16 protein-coding genes and 1 pseudogene are annotated in these 20,563 nt (G+C 73.0%); 8 read left to right on the top strand and 9 right to left on the bottom strand.

The features are described 5' to 3' along the window. From ACZ6Y1_RS06190 to ACZ6Y1_RS06175, 4 genes are all read right to left on the bottom strand, one after another. The coding region (locus ACZ6Y1_RS06190; RefSeq protein WP_469623650.1) for an ABC transporter substrate-binding protein at positions 1–1,079 on the bottom strand (1,079 nt) is incomplete at its 3' end. Positions 1,080–1,379: 300 nt separating this feature from the next. After that, positions 1,380–1,481: a putative leader peptide gene (locus tag ACZ6Y1_RS06185; RefSeq protein ID WP_469623647.1), complete on the bottom strand. Its 102-nt coding sequence runs from the start codon at positions 1,479–1,481 to the stop codon at positions 1,380–1,382. Between the two features lie 143 nt (positions 1,482–1,624). After that, positions 1,625–2,083, bottom strand: coding sequence for an RrF2 family transcriptional regulator (locus ACZ6Y1_RS06180; RefSeq protein ID WP_469623644.1), 459 nt, complete (start codon positions 2,081–2,083; stop codon positions 1,625–1,627). Positions 2,084–2,159: 76 nt separating this feature from the next. After that, complete coding sequence (locus ACZ6Y1_RS06175; protein ID WP_469623641.1) at positions 2,160–3,347, bottom strand: acyl-CoA dehydrogenase family protein; 1,188 nt, start codon at positions 3,345–3,347, stop codon at positions 2,160–2,162. Between the two features lie 123 nt (positions 3,348–3,470). Here ACZ6Y1_RS06175 and ACZ6Y1_RS06170 point away from each other — a divergent pair. The 4 genes and pseudogenes from ACZ6Y1_RS06170 to ACZ6Y1_RS06155 form a co-directional block, all read left to right on the top strand. Then, positions 3,471–3,788 (top strand): annotated as a pseudogene (locus ACZ6Y1_RS06170) (hypothetical protein); the annotation flags it as partial. Between the two features lie 391 nt (positions 3,789–4,179). After that, on the top strand, positions 4,180–5,724 hold the full coding sequence (locus ACZ6Y1_RS06165) for an SDR family oxidoreductase (protein ID WP_469623638.1): 1,545 nt from the start codon (positions 4,180–4,182) through the stop codon (positions 5,722–5,724). A gap of 192 nt (positions 5,725–5,916) precedes the next feature. After that, positions 5,917–7,290, top strand: a complete 1,374-nt coding sequence (locus ACZ6Y1_RS06160; protein ID WP_469623635.1) for a cryptochrome/photolyase family protein — start codon at positions 5,917–5,919, stop codon at positions 7,288–7,290. Positions 7,291–7,403: 113 nt separating this feature from the next. Further along, positions 7,404–7,970 carry a sigma-70 family RNA polymerase sigma factor gene (locus ACZ6Y1_RS06155; protein ID WP_469623632.1) on the top strand — a complete coding sequence of 189 codons (567 nt, stop codon included), beginning with the start codon at positions 7,404–7,406 and terminating at the stop codon, positions 7,968–7,970. A 34-nt stretch (positions 7,971–8,004) separates the two neighbouring features. On the opposite strand, the gene ACZ6Y1_RS06150 is transcribed toward ACZ6Y1_RS06155, so the two are convergent. After that, the gene (locus ACZ6Y1_RS06150) at positions 8,005–8,991 is read right to left on the bottom strand and encodes a MerR family transcriptional regulator (RefSeq protein WP_469623629.1); all 987 of its coding nucleotides are present in this window, start codon (positions 8,989–8,991) and stop codon (positions 8,005–8,007) included. A 457-nt stretch (positions 8,992–9,448) separates the two neighbouring features. Here ACZ6Y1_RS06150 and ACZ6Y1_RS06145 point away from each other — a divergent pair, with 457 nt between their 5' ends. After that, positions 9,449–9,811, top strand: a complete 363-nt coding sequence (locus tag ACZ6Y1_RS06145; protein WP_469623625.1) for a transglycosylase family protein — start codon at positions 9,449–9,451, stop codon at positions 9,809–9,811. Between the two features lie 297 nt (positions 9,812–10,108). Further along, positions 10,109–11,452, top strand: a complete 1,344-nt coding sequence (locus ACZ6Y1_RS06140) for a diacylglycerol/lipid kinase family protein (RefSeq protein WP_469623622.1) — start codon at positions 10,109–10,111, stop codon at positions 11,450–11,452. 18 nt (positions 11,453–11,470) lie between these two features. Here the strand turns inward: ACZ6Y1_RS06140 and ACZ6Y1_RS06135 are convergent, their stop codons facing one another. From ACZ6Y1_RS06135 to ACZ6Y1_RS06120, 4 genes are read right to left on the bottom strand one after another with little or no spacing between them, the layout of a single operon-like run. Next, positions 11,471–13,252, bottom strand: coding sequence for a SulP family inorganic anion transporter (locus ACZ6Y1_RS06135; RefSeq protein ID WP_469623620.1), 1,782 nt, complete (start codon positions 13,250–13,252; stop codon positions 11,471–11,473). A gap of 23 nt (positions 13,253–13,275) precedes the next feature. Next, positions 13,276–15,996 (bottom strand): cation-translocating P-type ATPase, encoded by a 2,721-nt coding sequence (locus ACZ6Y1_RS06130; protein WP_469623616.1) that lies wholly within the window; start codon positions 15,994–15,996, stop codon positions 13,276–13,278. Positions 15,997–16,049: 53 nt separating this feature from the next. Continuing rightward, a complete protein-coding gene (locus ACZ6Y1_RS06125) occupies positions 16,050–17,054 on the bottom strand; it encodes a polyphosphate kinase 2 family protein (RefSeq protein WP_469623613.1) in 1,005 nt (334 codons plus the stop codon). Next, on the bottom strand, positions 17,054–17,374 hold the full coding sequence (locus tag ACZ6Y1_RS06120; protein WP_469623610.1) for a three-helix bundle dimerization domain-containing protein: 321 nt from the start codon (positions 17,372–17,374) through the stop codon (positions 17,054–17,056). The genes ACZ6Y1_RS06125 and ACZ6Y1_RS06120 overlap by 1 nt, the downstream gene beginning before the upstream one ends. Before the next feature lie 175 nt (positions 17,375–17,549). On the opposite strand from ACZ6Y1_RS06120, the gene ACZ6Y1_RS06115 reads away from it, so the two are divergent. Both ACZ6Y1_RS06115 and tsaD read left to right on the top strand, forming a co-directional pair. Then, positions 17,550–19,382 carry a glycoside hydrolase family 15 protein gene (locus ACZ6Y1_RS06115; protein ID WP_469623607.1) on the top strand — a complete coding sequence of 611 codons (1,833 nt, stop codon included), beginning with the start codon at positions 17,550–17,552 and terminating at the stop codon, positions 19,380–19,382. Positions 19,383–19,495: 113 nt separating this feature from the next. Further along, a complete protein-coding gene (tsaD, locus tag ACZ6Y1_RS06110; RefSeq protein ID WP_469623731.1) occupies positions 19,496–20,560 on the top strand; it encodes a tRNA (adenosine(37)-N6)-threonylcarbamoyltransferase complex transferase subunit TsaD in 1,065 nt (354 codons plus the stop codon). The last annotated feature ends 3 nt before the right edge of the window (positions 20,561–20,563 follow it).

Raw genomic sequence — 20,563 nt, 5'->3', positions numbered from 1 at the left:
GGCTTGCCGGCGGCCTTGAGGACCTTGTTCAGGAGCGTCAGGTCGTAGATGCCGGCCAGGTCGGGCTGCTCGATCAGCTTGGCCTTGACCGCGTAGTCGGCCTGCGCCTTCAGCGTCGAGGCCAGCGGGTCGTCGGTGACGAGGATGCTGGGCCACGCCGGGTCGATGACGGCGGCGTCCAGCGGCTTGCCGCCCTCCGCGGCGAGCTTGGCGTTGGCCGAGGCCTTGGCCTTGTCCTGGTTGGAGTGGATCCACTCGTTGGTCTTGACGGTGCCGCGCAGGACGGCCTCGACGACGTCCGCGTGCTCCTTGAGGAACTTCTGCGACACGATGATGTTCGTGATCACGAACTTCTTGTCGGGCCACAGGTCGGTCTCGTCGAGGAGGACCTTGGCGCCCTCGGAGACGAGCTTCGAAGCGGTGGGCTCCGGGACCCAGGCGCCGTCGATGGAGCCCTGCTTGAAGGCGTCGGGGGTGACCTTGTTGTCGGTGCGGACGACGGAGACGTCGCCCTTGCCGGACTCGGGGTCGACCGACCAGCCCTTCTCCGCGATCCAGTTGAGGAACGCGACGTCCTGGGTGTTCCCCTTCTGCGGGGTGGCGATCTTCTTGCCCTTGAGGTCGTCCAGGGTCTTGATCCTGTCCGGGTTCACGACGAGCTTGACGCCGCCGGAGGCCGAGCCGGAGATGATCCGCAGGTTGGAGCCCTTGGACTTGACGTAGCCGTTGATCGAGGGCGAGGGGCCGATGAAGCCGATGTCGAGGGAGCCTCCGTTGAGGGCCTCGATCTCGGACGGGCCGGCGTTGAAGGACTGCGGCTTGATCGTGGTGCCGCCCAGCTCCTTCTGGATCAGGCCCTCCTGCAGACCGACCAGCGCGGTGGCGTGCGTCAGGTTGGGGAAGTACCCGATCCGGACCTCGGAGGCCGACAGCTTCTGGCCTTCGGGCGCAGCCGCGCCGGCCGGCTTGTCCTCGGTCTTCTTCGCCTCGGAGCCGTAGCCGCAAGCGGTGAGCAGGAGGGGAAGGGCTGCGGTGACGGCGATGGCGCGGAGGGCGGTGAGCGGTCTGGCGGCAGACACGGGGGTGTCCTTTCACGGGATGGGGCGTCGGGGAAGTGGCGGGGGCACGCGGCCGGGGCCCTCGGCGGGCACGGCACCGCACCGGGCGGCGGCCGGTGATGGGACCGTCGTCTCAGGTGGGGAAACCGCAAGGTGCCGTGGACCAGCGGGGCCGGGCTGTCGGGCCGCGTGTGTCGCAGGCCGCGCTCGGAGGTGACGCGTGGCGGCGAGGCAGGCGGAGTGGGCCGCCGGGCCTGCGGAGAGCGGGGGTGCCGGGGCCGGGGCGCGCGGCGGTGACCGGCGCGCGAGCCGGAACCCGGGTCAGGCGGACTGACAGATGGCGCTGGACGTACGCGCCAGGTCGATGTGCCGGCGGGTGGTCAGGACGGGCAGAAGAATGGCTGATTCATGTATTGCTCGCACGGCCACCCCTCATTCCTAGTTTTCCTACCGGGCTGGTAGGCATCTTGGCAGACGACGGGGATCGCCCCAAGGGGTCGTCCGAATGATGGACGAACTTATCTCGGTGAGTGAGAACGAGCAGGTCAGGGACGTGCCTCTACAGCTCAGGGATTGGTCCAGGCCTCGGGAGTGTGCGTCAGTGCGGACACGTCGGCCGGCAGATCGGCGCCTGCGACGTCGGCGAGCGTCACGCCGTCGAGGATCTCGCGCACATTGGCGCGAAGGGCGATCCACAGGGGCAGCAGGGACGTGGCCGGCCCGGTGTACGAGAGGTCCGGCGGGCGGACGCCGCGCACGGAGACGAGCGGGCCGTCCACGATGCGGATGACGTCCGCGATGGTGATGGACCAGGCGGGCTTGGCCAGCCGGTAGCCGCCGTTGCCGCCGCGCTGGCTGAGCACGAGGCCGCCCCGGCGCATGTCGTTCAGGATGCCCTCGAGGAACTTGTGCGGGATGTCCTGGGCGTCGGCGATGGCCTCGGCCTTCACCGGCCCGTCGTCCTCCGACGACGCGAGCTGCAGTGCGGCACGTACCGCGTAGTCCGCCCTGGCTGAGATCCGCATGGGTGCATTATCCCGTACGGATCAGGGCGCGTCCGCGCGGGCGGGGCGGGCCGGGGGCCGCCCGGGCGGGCCCCGCTCAGCGGAAGACGGCGGCCGGCACCCGGTGGGGGGCGTTGAGGTAGTGCTCGCCGATGGAGCGCAGGCGGTGTGCGACCGGGTGGTGGGCCGTCAGCACGCGGGCGTTGCGCCAGAAGCGGTCCAAACCGGGGGCGTCGGCGAGTTCCAGGACCCGTGCGGTGATGTGCAGGGTGGCCTTGGAGGTCACGGTCTCGGCCGTGGCGACCAGGGCGGCGACGTCCGCGGGCTCCTCGCCGTCGAGGTGCGTGCCCGTGTCCAGGGCCAGCGCCATCGCCTCCGTCGCCCGGTCGGCCATGGCGGTGGCGGTCTGGGCGGCGGAGGCGAGTTCCCCGTACGTGAGCAGGAGGTCCGGGTGCTCGCCGGGAAGCCGATGGGCGCGACCGCCCCTGCTGAGGTCGCGGGCCTCGACGAGGGCGCCCTCGGCGATACCGAGGCCGACGTGACACAGGGCGAGCCGGAGCGCCGGCCCGGCGAGGGCGGTGAACGGCGCGGTCGACTCCTCGTCGTGCGGGCGCCGCCCGAGCACCTGCTCGGGCGTGACGGCGACCCGTTCGAGGACGACGTCGCCCGCGCCGGCGACGCGCTGCCCGAGCCGGTCGTGGGCGGCTTCGACGGTCACGCCCTGCGCGCCGGGCGGGATCCGTACGACCAGGACGTCACCGGTGCCGGAACAGACGGCGTCCAGCACGATCTGGTCCGCGACGCCCGCGGCCGTGTCCACGGACCGGCGCCCGTTCAGTACGTAGCCGGTGCCGCGCGGCCTCAGCGTCAGGTCCGGTCCGGCCGCGTCCTCGTCGGGCGCGGGGTTGCGGACGGCACCCGTCCACAGCCACTGCTCGCGCGCCGACGCCTCCTCCAGGGCGGGCGCCTGGTGGCGGGCCGCGTAGAAGCGTGCGCTCCAGGCGTGCGCGTAGTGGCGGGCGAGCACCTCGCCGACGGAGCTGTCCGCCGCGGAGATCTCCCGTATGACGGCGCACCCGGTACGCCAGTCCGCCCCGCGGTCGGGCCTGGGCGGGGTGAGGGCCGCCAGCAGTCCGGCCTCGCGCAGCCGCGCCGTCTCGTCGAGCGGCGGCTTTCCCGCCTGGTCGCGGGCGATGGCGTCCGTGGCGAGGTCGTCCGCCACGTCGCGGGCGGTACGCAGGAGCGCGTGGCGCTGCTCTTCGGCAGGCCGGACGGCGGTGGTCATGGGGGCTACTCCGGAGCGTCGTCGGGGGTGTGGGCCGGTTGCCGGACGGCATGGAGCCCAATCCCCCTTTCCCTATCGGATTGATAGGAATACTCGCCCAAGGGGTCGCCGCTCAGCAAGACCATGGCCGAATGGTGGACACCACCGTCTTGGCACGAGAGATGCGGGGGCAGTCCGGGTCCCCGGTCATCCGTGTCCCAGTTCACGGACCGGCATGCGGCAACGGTGCCGGGATCGACGTGCTCCGCGCACGGGCGAACCGAACGGCATGACATGGTCCAGTACTTCGCCGAGCAGTCGCCGGCTGCCTCGCCACCCGGCATGGCGGGGCCCAGTCCTACGACACGCTACGTGCGCCCCCCAGCCCTCGCGGGCGTCTCCCGGCCGGAGCCGATGACGGTGCGCCGGACGACCTGCGCGCATGCGAGGACCACCATGCTCGCCTGGTCCTTCGTACGCGACGACCAGCCCCTCGCCGAGACAGCGCTACAGGTCGGCCTCGGCCCCGAGCGAGGAGGCCGGCGACCTGGAAGCGGACGGGACCGCCGTCGCCCAGGTCGACGAACCCGCCCCTCCGTGAAACGCTGCCGCTGCGCGCCGACGCCCACGCCGCGTACCCGGCGCGGGCCACGGAGACCCCGGACACCCGGATCCACAGGAGGCCGGCGCCGCCTCCGCCTCCGCCTGATCCGGGGCGGCGTCCGGGGCGGGCACGTGCCCGTCCCGGACCCCGCCGTGCGGCCGTACCGGACGACGTCGCCCCGCATCCGTCCGGGCAGCGGGGGGAGAAGCACCGGAGTGAGGCCCCCCGCCGCGAGGAACGGAGCACCCCATGGCGACCAGCCCCCGGACCCCGTCCGGACCAGCGCCCTCCCGCACGCTGTGCCTGGTGACCGGCGCCAGCGGCTACATCGGCGGCCGGCTCGTCCCCGAGCTGCTGGCCGCCGGCCACGACGTGCGCTGCCTCGCCCGCACCCCCGCCCACCTGCGCGACCACCCCTGGGCGGACCGGGTCGAGGTGGCCAGGGGCGACGTCACCGACGCGGAGAGCCTGCGCCCCGCCCTCCGCGACGTGGACGTCGCCTACTACCTGGTGCACTCGCTGGGCGCCGGCCGCGACTTCGAGGAGACCGACCGCAACGCGGCCCGCACCTTCGGCGAGGAGGCCCGCGCCGCGGGTGTACGCCGCATCGTCTACCTCGGCGGCCTCACCCCGGCGGACGTCCCCGAGCGGGAGCTCTCCCCGCACCTGCGCTCACGCGCCGAGGTCGGCCGGATCCTCCTCGGCTCCGGCGTCCCCACGACCGTGCTGCGCGCCGCCGTCGTCATCGGCTCCGGTTCCGCCTCCTTCGAGATGCTGCGCTACCTCACCGAACGGCTCCCCGTGATGGTCACGCCGAGCTGGGTCGGGACCCGCGTCCAGCCCATCGGCGTCGGCGACGTGCTGCGCTACCTCGTCGGCAGCGCGACCATGCCGCAGGACGTCAACCGCGCCTTCGACATCGGCGGCCCGGACGTCCTCACCTACCGCGACATGATGGTCCGCTACGCGTCCGTCGCCGGGCTGCCCCGGCGGCTCATCCTGCCCGTCCCGATGCTCACCCCGGGCCTGTCCAGCCACTGGATCGGCCTGGTCACCCCCGTGCCCGCCGCCCTCGCCCGGCCGCTCGCCGAGTCCCTGCGGTACGAGGTCGTCTGCACGGAGCACGACATCGCCGCCTACGTGCCCGACCCGCCCGGCACCCCCGCCCCCTTCGACCATGCGCTCTCGCTCGCCATCCGGCGGGTCCAGGAGGCCCGGGTCACCACCCGCTGGTCCTCCGCCCTGCTGCCCGGGGCCCCCAGCGATCCCCTGCCCACCGACCCGGACTGGGCGGGCGGCAGCCTCTACACCGACGAACGCGAACGTACCGTCGACGCCGACCCGCACGCCCTGTGGCAGGTCATCGAGGGCATCGGGGGCGAGAACGGCTGGTACTCCTTCCCGCTGGCCTGGGCCGTACGGGGCTGGTTCGACCGGCTCGCGGGCGGCGCCGGGCTGCGCCGCGGGCGGCGGGACGCCCAGCGGCTCCGCGTCGGCGACGCACTCGACTTCTGGCGGGTCGAGGAGATCGAGCGGGGCGCGCTGCTGCGGCTGCGCGCCGAGATGCGGCTCCCGGGGCTCGCCTGGCTCGAGATGCGCGCCGAACGGGACGACGCGGGGCGGACCCGCTACCGCCAGCGGGCCCTCTTCCATCCGCGCGGGCTCGCGGGCCAGGTGTACTGGTGGAGCGTGGCGCCGTTCCACGCCGTGGTCTTCGGCGGCATGGCCAGGAACATCGCGCGGACGGCGGAGCGGGCCGCTGCCGACCGTACGGGGGCCGACGTACCGGCGTGAGGCGCCGGGGTGGTGCCGGGTGGTGCCGGGGTGAGGCGCCGGGGGAGGTGCCGGGGGGAGGGGCCCGCATCCAGGGAGCCCCGGCGCGCGGAAGGGGAGTGCAGAACACCCGCACACCAGCACCAGCACAGCAGCCCGTCGGGCGCGCGCCCGCAGCGGCCCGCCCGGCGGCCGATCCCCGGGAGTGGCGCCATGACCGTCTCCGTCGTCCTGTTCACCTCCGACCTCCGCGTGCACGACCACCCGCCGCTGCGCGCCGCAGTGGACGCGGCGCGCGAGACCGTGCCGCTGTTCGTCCGGGACCCCGCGGTGGACCGGGCCGGCTTCGCGGCGCCCAACCGGCTCGCCTTCCTCGCCGACTGCCTTACCGACCTGGACGCCGGACTGCGGGAGCGCGGCGGCCGCCTCATCGTGCGCGGCGGCGACACCGTCGCCGAAGTGTGCGCGCTGGTACGGCAGTCCGAGGCCGACGAGGTCCACATGGCCGCGGACCACTCGGCGTTCGCCCGCGCCAGGGAGGAACGGCTGCGCGGAGCACTGGAGTCCGAGGGGTGCCGCCTGTACGTGCACGACGCCGTCACCACCGTGGTGCCGCCCGGCGACGTCACCCCGCAGGGCTCCGACCACTTCGCCGTCTTCACCCCGTACTTCAGGCGCTGGTCCGACGAACCGCTCAGGACGCCGCTCGCGGCCCCCGGGGCCGTACGCGTACCGCACGGGCTGCGCTCCGAGCGGCTGCCGACGAGCGCCTCCGTGGCCGACGTCTCCGAAGGGCTGGCCACCGGCGGCGAGACCGAGGGGCGCCGCAGGCTCTGGGCGTGGATGTCCCGGCACGCCGACGCCTACGAGGAGCGCCACGACGACCTCGCGGGCGACGCGACGTCGCGCCTCTCCCCGTACCTGCACTTCGGCGCGGTGTCGCCGACCGAGGCCGTGTACCGGGCGCGGTCCCGCGGCGGCCCGGGCGCCGAGGCCTTCGTACGGCAGCTGTGCTGGCGGGACTTCCACCGCCAGGTGCTCGCCGCCCGACCGGCGGCGGCCACCCGGGACTACCGGCCCCGGCACGACCACTGGCGGCGGGGCGCGGACGCGGAGGCGGACCTGCTGGCGTGGCGCGAGGGCCGGACCGGCTATCCCGTGGTGGACGCCGCCCTGCGCCAACTCGCCCACGAGGGCTGGATGCACAACCGCGGACGGCTGCTCGCGGCCTCCTTCCTCAGCAAGACCCTCTACGTCGACTGGCGGGAGGGCGCACGGCACTTCCTCGACCTCCTCGTGGACGGCGACGTCGCCAACAACCAGCTCAACTGGCAGTGGGTGGCCGGCACGGGGACCGACACCCGGCCCCACCGGGTCCTCAACCCCGTTCTCCAGGGCAAGCGGTACGACCCGTACGGCGCCTACGTCCGCCGCTGGGTCCCGGAGCTCGCGGAGCTTCCCGGTGCCTCGATCCACGAACCCTGGAAGCTGAAGGGACTGGACCGGGCCTCGTACGACTACCCCGACCCGATCGTGGACCTCGCCGACGGCCTCGCCCGCTTCCGGCACGCCCGGGGCAGGGACTGAGACCGGGGAGGCACCTGATACGACGCACGATCGATGCGTGTTGAACCGGCCGCTGCGCCGGCCGGAGGCTGGTGAGCCGGGGGACCACCCGGCACCGGCAGGAGGACGCGCAGATGACCACGGCACACCTCGAAGCGTCCCGGGCGGTTTCGGACGAGGAGATCGGCCGGGGGCTCGCCGAGGGGGACGAGCGCTGCCTCGCCCTCGCGCACCGGCGCTGGGGGCGGCTCGTGCACACCCTGGCGGCCCGCGCCCTGGGCGACCCGCGGGAAGCCGAGGACGTCACCCAGCAGGTCTTCCTCGCGGCCTGGCGGGGCCGTGCCGGATACCGTCCCGAGCGGGGTCCCGTGCCCGCCTGGCTGGTGGGCATCACCCGGCGCAAGACCGCCGACGCCCTCTCGGACCGGACGCGCCGGCTCGACCTCGTCGCCGCCGCGGGTGCGGCGCTGCCGCTGTCCGACGGCGCGGGGGAGGGTCCCGAGCGCGTCCTCGACCGGGTCGTGATCACCCGGGAACTCGCCCGCCTGCCGCGCGTCCAGCGCGACGTACTGACCCTCGCGTACTTCGGCGACCTGACGCAGGCGCAGATCGCGCACCGTACGGGACTGCCGCTGGGCACCGTCAAGAGCCACGCCCGCCGGGGCCTGCTGCGGATGCGCAGCAGTCTCGTGGACGGCTAGGTGCCGGGCGCCCTGAACCGGTGAATCTCGCCGGTCACAACACTCCCTGTGCCGGACCGCTGAGGCGGCGGCCCCCCGGCGGATCCGCGTAGCAGCGCGCGAGGACGTCGAGGGCCTCGCGCAGACTCCCCGGGCGGAGCATGCCGGCCTCCACGGCGCGGCCCGCCCAGCCCGGACCCGCGAGCAGCACCCGGGGGTGCGTCCGCGCTCCCCTGACCCCGAAGGAACGCGCGGCGACATGGCGGGCGAGGGCGTGGTTCGCGGTGGAGCGCGCCTGGGACCAGAGTACGACGGCGGCGGGGCCCAGCCGCCGCACGGCGGCGTCGAGCGCTTCGGCGGGGACGGCCGCGCCGAACATCCGGGCGGGCAGCCCGCGTTCGGCGAGCCCCGCGGCCAGCGCCTCCAGCGGAAGGCTGTGCTGCTCGGCCGGTACGCAGGCCAGGACCACCGGGGGAGTGTTGAGCGCGGACCGGGGTCCGGCGGGCGCGACCTGCCGGAGCGCGGTCGACACGTGCCAGGACAGCAGGTGCTCCACCTCGACGTACTGGTCACCGGAGGACTCCCACGTGCGGCCCACCGCGTGCAGGGTCGGGACCATCACGTCGTCCCACGCCGTGACCAGCCCGTGTGCCGCCACGGCGGCACGGAGCAGGGAGTCGAGGCCGGGGCCGTCGAGCCGGACGGCGGCGCGGGCGAGCCCCCGGCGCACGTCGGCGGTGGGCAGCCCGCTGACCGGCTCGGGCCGGGCGGGGTGGGTGACGGCGGCCGGAACGGTGCCCGGGCCCGTACGGCCGGACCTGGCGGCCCGCGCCGCTTCGGCGGGGGGCACGCCGGAGGCGGTGAGCCGGCACATCTCGTCCAGTACGGCCACGTCCGCGGCCGTCCAGCGGCGGTGCCGCCCGTCCTCCCGGACCGCGGGGCCGATGCCGTACCGCTGGTCCCACGAGCGCAGCGTGGTCGGCGACACCCCGAGGTGCCGGGCCACCGCCCCGGTCGTGAGGCCGTGCGCCGTGTCGGACATGGGACCAGCTTACGACGCACGAACGATGCGGGCGCGGCCGGGCTGCCGGGAACCGGGCCCCCGCCGGCGCGGACGGCGTCCCGGCGTGCGGCCGGGCGGTCTGTCGGAGCCGACACGCCGTCGGCCGGACGGCAGGGGCCCCTGAGACGCCAACCCGCATGTCGCGCCGAGCATGTGATGCTGCGTCAGTTCCAGGAGGGGTGGCAATCACGTGCGCCGCGGCCAACGGCCCGCCGGGCGCACGGCGCCCGGCGGGCGGTCCTGGTCCGGCGATGCGGCTCGGAGGGCCTCAGGAGGGCAGTAGAGCGTCCGTTCGGGTGGCGTCATCCGTTCGCCGACGGCAAGTGCCGCTGGAAGCACGTCGGTCCGTGCTGTGCTGTGCCCTCGGCCCGACCAAGGGCCGATGCGGGCCCGCCCGCTGTCGTGGCAGGCCCGCCCCAACAGCGAAGGAGGACTGATGTCGCGCAACCGGAAGGACTGGAGAAGTCGGAGCGTGTTCGGCCAACTGCTGGCCTCCGTAGTCTTTTTGACCGTGTCCCTGCTGGACGTCTCCGGTGCCCACGCCGCCGCCGTCCACTCCAAACCCAACCCGGACTGGGACGCCATCGCCCGCTGTGAATCGAGCGGGAACTGGCGGGCGAACACCGGCAACGGCCATTACGGCGGCCTGCAGTTCACCCAGTCGAGCTGGAACGCGGCAGGAGGCCGCAGGTACGCGCCGCGCGCCGACCTCGCCACGAAGGCGCAGCAGATCGCGACCGCGAGGAGACTCGCCAGGATGCAGGGCATGGGCGCCTGGACCTGCGCACGACGCCACTGACGAACGACCGCTCCGAGGGGGCGCCCCACGTCCGCGAGCACGCCGAGCCCCGGCCCGTTCTCCGTCCACGCGCGACGGCGTACGGTCGTCCTCGCCCGACGACGGACCGTCCGGCGGGGCGAGGGGGAGACCGGCGGGTCATCGGTCATGGCCGGCTGACCCCCGGGGAAATGGTCCCAAGGCCCGGCCGGTACCGCCATCCGGCCGTCCACCGGCCGCCACGACGGACGTGCTCCACACCGTGGCCGCTCGTACCCTGAAGTGAACGCCTGCGCCGGAGCGGTGGGAGGTTGCCCCATGAGTACGCGGTGGGCCGCACGTCTGGCCCTGGTGGCGGGCGCGGCGGCGATCGTGGTCCTGGTGCTCTTCGGCGGGCTGCGGAGCCTGCTGCTCATGGGCGTGGGATGGGCCGGACTGGCCCTCACGGTCGCGGGTGCCTGGTGGATGCTGACCCACACCGGATGGATCAGGGCGGCGGCCGTGCTGCTGATGGTCGCCGCGCCCGTCACCGTCCTGGTCCTGTACGCGGCGGCCGGGCTGCTGTGGGTCGTACTGGTCTCCGTCGCCCTGTGGACGCTGGCCGTGTACGCGGGCAGGTCCGCGCTGCTGGAGGACCGTCCGCCGGGTATGCCGGAGCGGCCCGCCGGCCGGGCCCGGCACCCGTTCCTGATCATGAACCCGCGTTCGGGCGGCGGAAAGGTCGAGAAGTTCCGCCTCGCGGAGCGGGCCGGGGACCTGGGAGCCGAAGTCCACGTCCTGGACCCGCAGAGCCACGAGGACGTGGAGGAGCTCGCGCGCGATGCCGTCCGGCGCGGGGCCGACCTGCTCGGCGTCGCGGGCGGTGACGGCACGCAGGCCCTGGTTGCCGGTGTGGCCGCGGAACACGACATCCCCTTCATGGTGATCAGCGCCGGCACCCGCAACCACTTCGCGATGGACCTGGGCCTGGACAGGCAGGACCCGTCCACCTGTCTGGAGGCGCTGACCGACGGAGTCGAGCAGCGCATCGACATCGGCTACCTCCACACTGGGGAGGAGGGCGAGCGGCGGCCGGGGCGCGTCTTCATCAACAACGCCTCGTTCGGCGTGTACGCGGAAGTCGTCCAGAGCCCCGCCTACCGCGACGACAAGGCCCGCACCATCCTGGAGATGCTGCCGGACCTGCTGGCCCACAACACCGGCGCCCGGCTCGCGGTCCGGGCCGGTCCGCTGACCATGGAGGGCCCCCAGGCCGTCCTGGTGAGCAACAACCCCTACCAGAGGGCCGACCCGGCGGGCCTGGGGCGCCGTGAGCGGCTCGACTCCGGCACCCTCGGGGTGCTGTGCGTCCACGTCGGGGGCGCGGCCGAGGCGACGGAACTCCTGCTGCAGAGCGGGCAGGGCCGCGGACTGACCGAGGCCACCGCCCGCGAGGTCGTCGTGGACGCCGACGCCGCCGTCATCCCGGTCGGTGTCGACGGCGAGGCCCTGTCGCTGCCCACTCCGGTGCTCTGCCGTGTCGTGCCGCGCGCCCTGCGCGTGTGGGTGCCGCGGAACAGGCCCGGCGTGCCGCGCGCCGCGCCGCCGGTGAACTGGCGCCGGGTGCGCCGCCTGGCGCTGACGATGGGGCGCGCCGCGACGGGGCACGAGGCGGCCGCCTGACCGGCGGGCACGGCTCCCTCACCACTCCCCGGAGGGCGTCTCGGGCAGCGCGGGCGGCTCTTGCGGCGGGTGCGGCGACCACTGCGCTCCCGTGCGCCGCCGGAAGGCCGCGACGGCGGCCTCCACGGTGGGGAAGAAGTGATCGGGGTCGATGGTCCGGGTGAGTCCGTACCGCTCGATCTTGCGCCGAACGGGGTCCTTCAGCTCGGCGAACACCAGGTGCACGCCGCCCGCGTTGAGGGCTTCGTCGAGGTCCTCCAGCACGTCCGCGGCAGTGGTGTCCACATCGGTCATGGGCTCCGCCGCGACCACGATCCAGCTCGGCTTCGGGTCCGCGGCGGCCAGCCGCCTGACCTCGTCGCGGAAGGTCCTGGCGTTGGCGAAGACGAGCGGCGCGTCGAACCGGTAGATCACCAGGCCCGGCAACTGCCCGGCCTGCGGGTAGGAACGCGTGTCGTGGTAGCCCTCCAGGCCCTGCACCCGCCCCAGCACGGTGTTGTACGGCCACCACACGCGCCGGAAGACGTTCAGGACGGACAGGGCCACGGCGACCGCGATCCCGGGCAGCACACCGAGCAGGGCCACGCCGACGAAGGCCGCGACGCACAGCAGGAAGTCCGCCCGGCGCTGCCGCCACAGCCGGACCGTGCCCGGCACGTCGGCCAGCGACAGGGACGCGGTGATGACCACCGCGGCGAGGGCCGGCTGCGGCAGATTGCGGAACAGCCCCGGCGCCAGCACGAGCATGAGGACGATCAGCAACGCTCCGACCACGCCGGTGAGCTGGCTCCTGGCTCCCGCGCGCTCGGCCACCGCCGTACGCGATCCGCTGGTGCTGACCGGGAAGCCCTGGAAGAGACCGGCCGCCAGGTTGGCCGCACCGACCCCCGCCATCTCCTGGTTGCCGCGGACCTCCTGCCCGGTGCGGGCCGCGAAGGCCGACGCGTTGGAGATCGTGTCGGCCAGGGACACCAGGGCGATGCCCAGGGCGCCGCCGAGCAGCGGGCCGAGGTCGGAGAGCCGTACGTCGGGGACGGTGAACGGCGGGAAACCCTCGGGGAGTTCCCCGACCAGGCCGACCCCGTGTTCGCCCAGGTCGAGGGCCGTGGTCGCGGCGATCGCCAGGACCACCATCACGAGCACGGCGGGAACCTTCGGCCGGAACCGCTGCAGCAGCAGGATCAGGGCGATGCCGCCGCAGCCGACCGCCGCGGCGGCCGGTACCGTCTCGCCCGCGGCCAGACCCCGTACGAATCCGACGGCCTCGCCGATCAGGCTGTCCGCCTCGACCTTGAAGCCGAGCAGCTTGGGCAGCTGCCCGATCAGGATGGTCAGGGCCAGGCCGTTCATGTAGCCGATCATCGTCGGCTTGGAGATCAGGTCGGCGATGAAGCCGAGCTTCGCGACCGAGGCCAGGATCATGATCGCCGCCACCATGATCGCGAGCATCGACCCCAGCGCGACGGCCCGCCCGGGGTCCCCGCCGGCCGCCACCAGCGGCAGCACGGTCGCGGCGATCATCGGCCCCAGCGAGGAGTCGGGGCCCAGCACCAGGATCCGTGAGGGCCCGAACACCGCGTAGGCGAGCAGGCAGAGGATCGTCGTGTACAGGCCGGTGATGGCCGGCAGGCCCGCCAGCTCGGCGTACGCCATGCCCTGCGGCACCAGCAGCGTGGTCAGGACGACACCCGCCACCAGGTCCTTGGCCAGCCACTCCCGCCGGTAGGACGACGCCGCGCGGACCCCGGGAACGGCTCGCAGCCGGCGGCGGATCCCGCGGCCCTCGTGCCGGGTGGTCACCGGCCCTCCTTCCCCCGCCCCCATCAGGCGCGTCGCGATCGCCGGGCCACGAGCTTGCCCAGCTCCCACAGGAAGAGGAGCACGACGGCGGACAGCAGCGCCCAGCCGAACTGCCGTGCGTCGATCGCGGTCGTCCCGAGGAGCCGGCGGAAGCCGTCCATCTGGGTCACCAGCACCGCGAGGACGAACTGGGTCAGTGCCACCCGGTTCATCTGCTTGCTGTCGAAGGTGGTGGTCGTCAGCACCGAATCCGTCTCACTGCGGCACTCGAACGCCGCCACGATCAGGCAGAGGGCGAACGCGGTGAACGCGATCGACCGGCCGGTCGCGGTGCTGTCGTAGCGGGCCTCGCCGAGCTTGATCAGCCCGAGCAGGACGACGGTGATCGCCAGCCCCGCCAGTCCGACCGTGACCAGCACGGCCCGGGTGAGCACCGACTCCCCGCGCGGCCGCGGCCTGCGGCGCATCAGCCCGGGGCTCTCCCGGTCGAAGCCCAGCGCGAAGCCGAAGGAGGCGTTGACCACGAAGTGGATCCACAGCACCTGCGGCGGGGTGAAGGGCTCGCCGGCCGCGATGTTGAAGACCGTGGCGCCGAGGAAGGTCACCACAAAAGCCACCAGCAGGAGCAGGACGAACCGGATGTACTTGGTGAGGTTGTCGTAGATCCGGCGGCCCTGCTCGACGGCGTAGACGATGGTGGCGAAGTTGTCGTCGGAGAGGATCATGCGTCCGGCGTTCTTCGCCACGTCCGTGCCGCTGCCCATGGCGATCCCGATGTCGGCGGCCTTGATGGCGGGCGCGTCGTTGACGCCGTCCCCGGTCATCGCGACCACGTCGCCCTTCTTCTTCAGCGTGTTGGCGAGCAGCACCTTGTGCTCCGGCGCGACGCGGCCCACCACGCCGATGCCGTCGATGCGGGCGAGCTGCTCCTCCTCGCTCATGGCGGCGAAATCGGCACCGAGGACCGCCTCGCCCGGGATGCCGAGCTGCCGGGCGATCGCCGCTCCGGTGACCACGTCGTCGCCGGTCACCATGCGGACGCGGATGTGCCCCTCCTGGGCGCCGGCCACGGCCGCCTTCGCCTCCTCCCGGGGCGGGTCGACCATGCCGACGAGGCTGGTCATCCGCAGCCCGGTGACGTACGCGAGCAGGTCGCCCTCCGGGTCGAACGCGTCCGGGTCCAGGTCACGGGTGGCCGCGGCCATCACCCGCAGCCCCTCTCCGCCCATCCGCAGGGTCTGGGCGTCGGCGCGCCCGGCCAGTTCCGCGTCCCACGGGACGCTCTCGCCGGCCGCGAGCGCGGTGGCGGCCCGCGCCGTCACCGCCGGCGCCGCGCCCTTGACGAAGCAGCGCACGACCCGGCGGCCGGAGGCGTCGACCGCCGCATGGAAGGTGGCCATCAGCTTGTACGTCGGGTCGAACGGCAGCGTGGCGAGTCGCGGGAAGGCCTCCCTCGTGCCCTCCACGTCCAGCCCGGCCTTGTGCGCGAGCACCAGCAGCGCGCCCTCGGTGGGATCGCCGACCACCTTGCCGTCCACCAGTTTCGCGTCGCTGGCCACCAGGTAGGGCAGGATCGCGTCCTCGATGCCCGCCGACGATCCCGCGGCGTGATGGACCTTCCCGTCCAGCCCGTAGCCCGTGCCCGAGACGGTGTACCGGTCGGTGGGACTGAGCACTTCGACGACGGTGACCTCGTTCATCGTCAGCGTGCCGGTCTTGTCCGAGTTGATCGCCGAGGTGAAGGCGAGGGTCTCCACCGACGGCAGTTCCTTGACGATCGCGTTCCGTTCGGCCAGGTTGAGGCTGCCGACGGACAGGATCGCCTGGGTGACGGTCGGCAGGGCCTCGGGGACGGCGGCGATGGCCAGGGAGACCGCGCTGACGAACAACACGTCCCAGGCCTGGTCCCGCTGACGCCCCAGGGCGAACATCACGATCATGGTCAGCCCCGCCGCGCCCGTGATCCACAGCGTCAGGCTGTCGAGCTCCCTGGTGAGCGGCGGCACCTCCTTCTCCGTGGCCGACAGCATCCCGGAGATCTTGCCGACCTCGGTGCCGGCACCGGTCGCCGTGACGACCAGCACCCCGCTGCCGTGGGTGACGGGGGTGTTCATGAACGCCATGCAGGTCCGGTCGCCGGGCGAGGGCAGGGCGCCCGGCAGCGTGCCGGTGTCCTTCGCGGCCGGCACGCTCTCGCCGGTGAGCGCCGACTCGTCGATCTGCAGGGCACTGGCCTCGATGATGCGCCCGTCGGCCGCGACCTGGTCCCCGGCGGTGATGAGCACGATGTCGCCGACGACGAGCCGGTCGGCGGGGATCTCCGCCTCCGTCCCGTCCCTGCGCACGCGCGCCGAGGCCTTCATCATCGACTGGAGCGCGTTCATCGCGCTCTCCGCCTTGCCCTCCTGGCGCAGGCCGATCACCGCGTTCAGCAGGGTCAGGACGATCAGCAGGATTCCGGTGGTCCACTCCCGGATGAGCAGCGAGACGGCCGCAGCGGCCAGCAGGACCAGCTGCATGTAACTGCGGTACTGCCCGAGGAACCGCTGCCACGCCGGTGTCCGCTCCTCCGCCGGCAGCGCGTTCGGGCCGTGCGCCGCCAGGAGCTCGGCCGCTCGGGCCGTGGAGAGACCGACCGCCGGATCGACGCCGAAGGCCGCTGCGACCTCTTCGGGATCACGCGTGTACCAGGCGTCCTCCGCACTCCGCGGCTGCTCGCCCGGGGAAACCGACCGCACGGTCATCGTGCTGCCTCCGATCCGTGGCCGCGGACGCGTCCGGGCCGGTCCGACGGGCCCTAGCCGTGCTTCCTCCCCTTCCTCCCCTTCTTCTTCATCCCCTTTCTCCCCTTTTTCCTCTTCTTCTCCGGGCCCCCGGAGGCGTACGGGTCGGCCTCGGCCCCGGCGGGTGCCTCCTTCTCCAGCACCCGCCGGGTCACCAGCAGGTCCCTGCGCGCCTCTTCGCCCACGTCGGGGAACTGGGGATCGATGTCCATCAGCGTGTGCGCGAGGACCGCCGCCGCGCAGATCCGCGCGAACCACTTCCGGTCCGCCGGCACGACGTACCAGGGCGCCCACTTCGTACTCGTGGCCGACAGCATCTCGGAGAACGCGCGCTGGTAGTCGTCCCAGTAGCGCCGCTCACGGACGTCGGCGGCTGAGAACTTCCAGTTCTTCTCCGGCAGGTCGATCCGCTTCAGGAAGCGGATGCGCTGCTCCTCCTTGGACAGGTTCAGGAAGATCTTCACCACCTTGAAGCCGTTGTCCGTGAGGTAGCGCTCCCAGTGGTTGATATCCCGGAAGCGCCGGTCCCACAGGTCCGGCCCGCCCGAGCCCTCCGGCAGGTTCTGGCGGTCGAGGACCGCGGGGTGGACCCGTACGACCAGGACCTCCTCGTAGTGGGAGCGGTTGAAGATGGCGATCTCGCCCCGCGAGGGCAGCCGCTGCGCGTATCTCCAGAGGTAGTCGTGGTCGAGTTCCTCCACGGAGGGCACCTTGAAACTGCTGACCCGTACGCCCTGGGGATTGACGCCGCTCATCACGTGCCGGATCGTCCCGTCCTTGCCGCCGGCGTCGAGCGCCTGGAGGCAGAGGACCACCCCGTACGTGTTCTGGGCGGCCAGCCGTTCCTGGTACTCCGCCAGCAACGACACCCCGTTGCGCAGCAGTTGGATGCCCTCCTGCTTCTTCAGGCCGGCCTTGTAGCGCGGATCGAAGTCGCGGGAAAGGCGCACCTCGGAGCCCGGCTCCACCCGTAGCGGCCGGATGAAATCCGCGATGCGTTCGGCTCTCTCGTCGGACATCAGCGATCGGTCCTTGTCTGCTCCGAGGTCTGCTCCGAGGCGGCGCCCAGCGCCCTGCGGCAACGCCGTTCGACCAGGATCGGGATGAAGGCCCTGATCCTGGCCTCGTGGAACGCTTCGTACCCGGCCCTGACCGTCGCCTCGACGGTCGCCCCGTCCACCGACGGGAAGGCGGCGCTCAGCCGCGCCACCATGTCCCGGACGGTCACCGACTCCTCGTCCGGACCGGGAAGGACGGCCGGGCCCCCGGAGGGAGGGCGCACGTCGGCCGGACGGGTCTGCTCCCCGACCGTCATGGCGGTACCGATCCCATGTTCCACGACCTCCAGACCGCAGAACCGCCCATCTCGCCCTCGCCACGAGAAGGTCCTTGCCGCTCATTGTCTGCTCACCCGGACAAGATCGCCCTCCGGGAAGGGCCGGTGCGGCCTAACATGAAGGACGACGTCTTCTCGATCCCCGCACCTGCCCGCAGCGAAACGGTAGGAGGCCGGCATGGAGCTCGGGAACGGATCCGGAGGAGTGGACGGCACGCGCTATCTGCCGATCTCCGAGCACGGCCTGATCGGTGATCTCCGCACCGCCGCGCTCGTCGGGACGAACGGCACGATCGACTGGTACTGCTGCCCGCGCTTCGACGCACCGAGCGTGTTCGCCTCCATCCTCGACGCCGACCGGGGCGGATCGTGGGAGCTGGCCGCCGACGTGCCCGCGCGGACCCGGCAGTTCTACTTCCCCGACACCAACGTGCTGATCACGCGGTTCTACGCCGCCGACGGGGTGGCCGAGATCCAGGACTTCATGCCCGTCGTGGACGAGTCGCGGGAGGCGGTCCGCCACCGGCTGATCCGCCGGGTGATCTGCGTACGGGGCAGCCTCCCCTTCAGGACCCGCGCGGCCCCGCGCTTCGGCTACGGCGCCGAGGCGCACACCGTGCACGCGCAGGCCCACGAGGCCGTCTTCGAGTCCCCGTCGATCTCACTGGCGCTGACCTCGACCGTGCCGCTGGAGACCGACGGTACCGACGTCTCCTCGCACTTCAAGCTCCTGGAAGGCGAGTCCGTGGTGTTCGCCCTCGACAAGATCGGCGACGGCGTCCGCCCGCGGGGCTGTCCGCGCGCCGAGGCGCAGGAGCAGTTCGAGGCGACGGTCCGGTTCTGGAGCCGCTGGCTGAGCCGCTCGCGGTACCGCGGCCGCTGGCGGGAGATGGTGGACCGGTCCGCGCTGACGCTGAAGCTGCTCACCTACGTGCCCACGGGTGCGATCGTGGCCGCCCCGACGACGAGCCTGCCCGAGCGGGTCGGCGGTGAGCGCAACTGGGACTACCGCTACGTGTGGGTCCGCGACGCCGCCTTCTGCGTCTACGCGATGCTCCGCCTGGGCTTCACCTCCGAGGCCGAGGCGTTCATGGGCTTCCTGTCCGAGCGGTGCATCGAGCCGGGGGCCGGCCCCGCCGGTCCGCTGCAGATCATGTACGGCATCGACGGCCGGAAGGACCTGCCCGAATCCGAGCTGCTCCACCTCGAAGGGCACCTGGGGTCCGCCCCGGTGCGCGTGGGGAACGCCGCGACCGGCCAGCTCCAGCTGGACATCTACGGAGCCATGATCGATTCCGTCTACCTGTACGACAAGTGGGGCAAGCCCATCAGCAGCGCCCACTGGGACGAGGTCGGCACCGTGGTCGACTGGCTCTGCGACCACTGGGACCAGCCCGACGAGGGCGTCTGGGAGACCCGGGGCGGCCGGCGGAACTTCGTGTACTCGCGGCTGATGTGCTGGGTGGCGATCGAACGGGCCGTCCGGATGGCCAACCGGCGGGGTCTGCCCGCCGATCTCGTCCGCTGGCAGCGGAGCAGGGACGCGATCTACCGGCAGATCATGCGGCAGGGCTGGTCGGCCGGCCGCGGCGCGTTCACCCAGGGACTCGGCGACGACGTGCTCGACGCCTCCGTGCTGATGATGCCCATGGCCAAGTTCATCGCGCCCACCGACCCCAAGTGGCTGTCGACCCTGGACGCGCTGACCTCGGACCTGGTCTCCGACTCGCTGGTCTACCGCTACGACCCGGAGGCCAGCCCGGACGGCCTGCGCGGTTCCGAGGGGACGTTCTCGATCTGCTCGTTCTGGTACGTCGAGGCGCTGACCCGCGCCGGACGCCTGGAGGAAGCCCGGCTGGCCTTCGAGAAGATGCTCACCTACGGCAACCACCTCGGCCTGTACGCCGAGGAGATCGGCCGGAGCGGGGAACAACTCGGCAACTTCCCGCAGGCGTTCACCCACCTCGCGCTCATCAGCGCGGCCTTCAACCTGGACCGCGCCCTCGGCTGAGCTCCGGGCGGTCGGCGCCGCACGGCGCAGCGGCACCCACCCGGCACGGTATCTTGTTGCAAGTAATTTGCAACAACAATGGACATGCGAACGAGGCTGGCGTGGGCGCTCCGGTGGTGCTGGGCATCGAGTCGTCGTGCGACGAGACCGGGGCCGGGATCGTGTCCGGCGGCAGGCTGCTCGCGCACGTCGTGGCGTCGAGCATGGACGAGCACGCCCGCTTCGGCGGGGTCGTGCCGGAGATCGCGGCCAGGGCCCACCTCCAGGCCTTCGGCCCCGTGGTCCGGGAGGCCCTCGACCGGGCGGGGCTGCGCCTGAGCGACGTCGACGCCGTCGCGGTCACGACCGGCCCCGGTCTCTCGGGCGCCCTGCAGGTGGGACTGGCAGGGGCGAAGAGCCTCGCCTACGCGGCCGGCGTACCGCTGTACGGAGTGCACCACCTCGCCGGGCACGTGGCGGCCGACACCCTGGAGCACGGACCGCTGCCGAACCCCTGCGTGGTGCTGATCGTGTCCGGCGGGCACACCTCGCTCCTGCTGGTACGGGACCTGGTGCGCGACCCGATCCTGCACCTCGGGGACACCGTCGACGACGCGGCGGGGGAGTGCTTCGACAAGGCGGCCCGGCTGTTCGGTCTGCCCTACCCGGGCGGGCCCGCGATCGACCGCGCCGCCCGTGGCGGGAACCCGTGCGCGGTGGCCTTCCCGCGGCCGCTGACCGGCCCGCGCGACGCCCCGTACGCCTTCTCCTTCTCCGGGCTGAAGACCGCCGCCGCACGCTGGGCCGAGCGGCACCGGCAGACCGGCGCGGAGATCCCGCTGGCCGACGGCGCGGCCTCGCTGCAGGAGGCCGTCGCGGACGTGCTGACCCGCAAGGCGCTGGCCGCCTGCCGCGCGTACGGGGTGCGGACGCTGGTCGTGGTGGGCGGGGTCGCGGCCAACTCCCGGGTGCGGGCGCTCGCCGAGGAGCGCTGTGCCGCGGCCGGGGTCGAACTCCGGGTGCCGCCGATGACGCTGTGCACGGACAACGGGGCGATGATCGCGGCCGTGGGCGACCTGCTGGTACGGGCCGGCGCGGCACCGGCCCGGCTGGACCTGTCCGTCGACCCGTCCGCGCCCCTGGAGTACGCCGCCATGCACCCCGTCGCCGTGGCGCATGACACCCGGCCCGCCGGGTAGGAG

This window comes from Streptomyces sp. NPDC053432 (assembly GCF_055585365.1).
This window is presented reverse-complemented; position numbering and strand designations above follow the sequence as displayed.

Bases quoted from the DNA above. Each gene is read 5' to 3' on its own strand.
- ACZ6Y1_RS06175 (WP_469623641.1), bottom strand. From the start codon at position 3,347: ATGACCACCGCCGTCCGGCCTGCCGAAGAGCAGCGCCACGCGCTCCTG.
- ACZ6Y1_RS06125 (WP_469623613.1), bottom strand. From the start codon at position 17,054: ATGTCCGACGAGAGAGCCGAACGCATCGCGGATTTCATCCGGCCGCTA.
- ACZ6Y1_RS06140 (WP_469623622.1), top strand. From the start codon at position 10,109: ATGAGTACGCGGTGGGCCGCACGTCTGGCCCTGGTGGCGGGCGCGGCG.
- ACZ6Y1_RS06160 (WP_469623635.1), top strand. From the start codon at position 5,917: ATGACCGTCTCCGTCGTCCTGTTCACCTCCGACCTCCGCGTGCACGAC.
- ACZ6Y1_RS06115 (WP_469623607.1), top strand. From the start codon at position 17,550: ATGGAGCTCGGGAACGGATCCGGAGGAGTGGACGGCACGCGCTATCTG.
- ACZ6Y1_RS06165 (WP_469623638.1), top strand. From the start codon at position 4,180: ATGGCGACCAGCCCCCGGACCCCGTCCGGACCAGCGCCCTCCCGCACG.
- ACZ6Y1_RS06145 (WP_469623625.1), top strand. From the start codon at position 9,449: ATGTCGCGCAACCGGAAGGACTGGAGAAGTCGGAGCGTGTTCGGCCAA.
- ACZ6Y1_RS06150 (WP_469623629.1), bottom strand. From the start codon at position 8,991: ATGTCCGACACGGCGCACGGCCTCACGACCGGGGCGGTGGCCCGGCAC.
- ACZ6Y1_RS06180 (WP_469623644.1), bottom strand. From the start codon at position 2,083: ATGCGGATCTCAGCCAGGGCGGACTACGCGGTACGTGCCGCACTGCAG.
- ACZ6Y1_RS06130 (WP_469623616.1), bottom strand. From the start codon at position 15,996: ATGACCGTGCGGTCGGTTTCCCCGGGCGAGCAGCCGCGGAGTGCGGAG.
- ACZ6Y1_RS06155 (WP_469623632.1), top strand. From the start codon at position 7,404: ATGACCACGGCACACCTCGAAGCGTCCCGGGCGGTTTCGGACGAGGAG.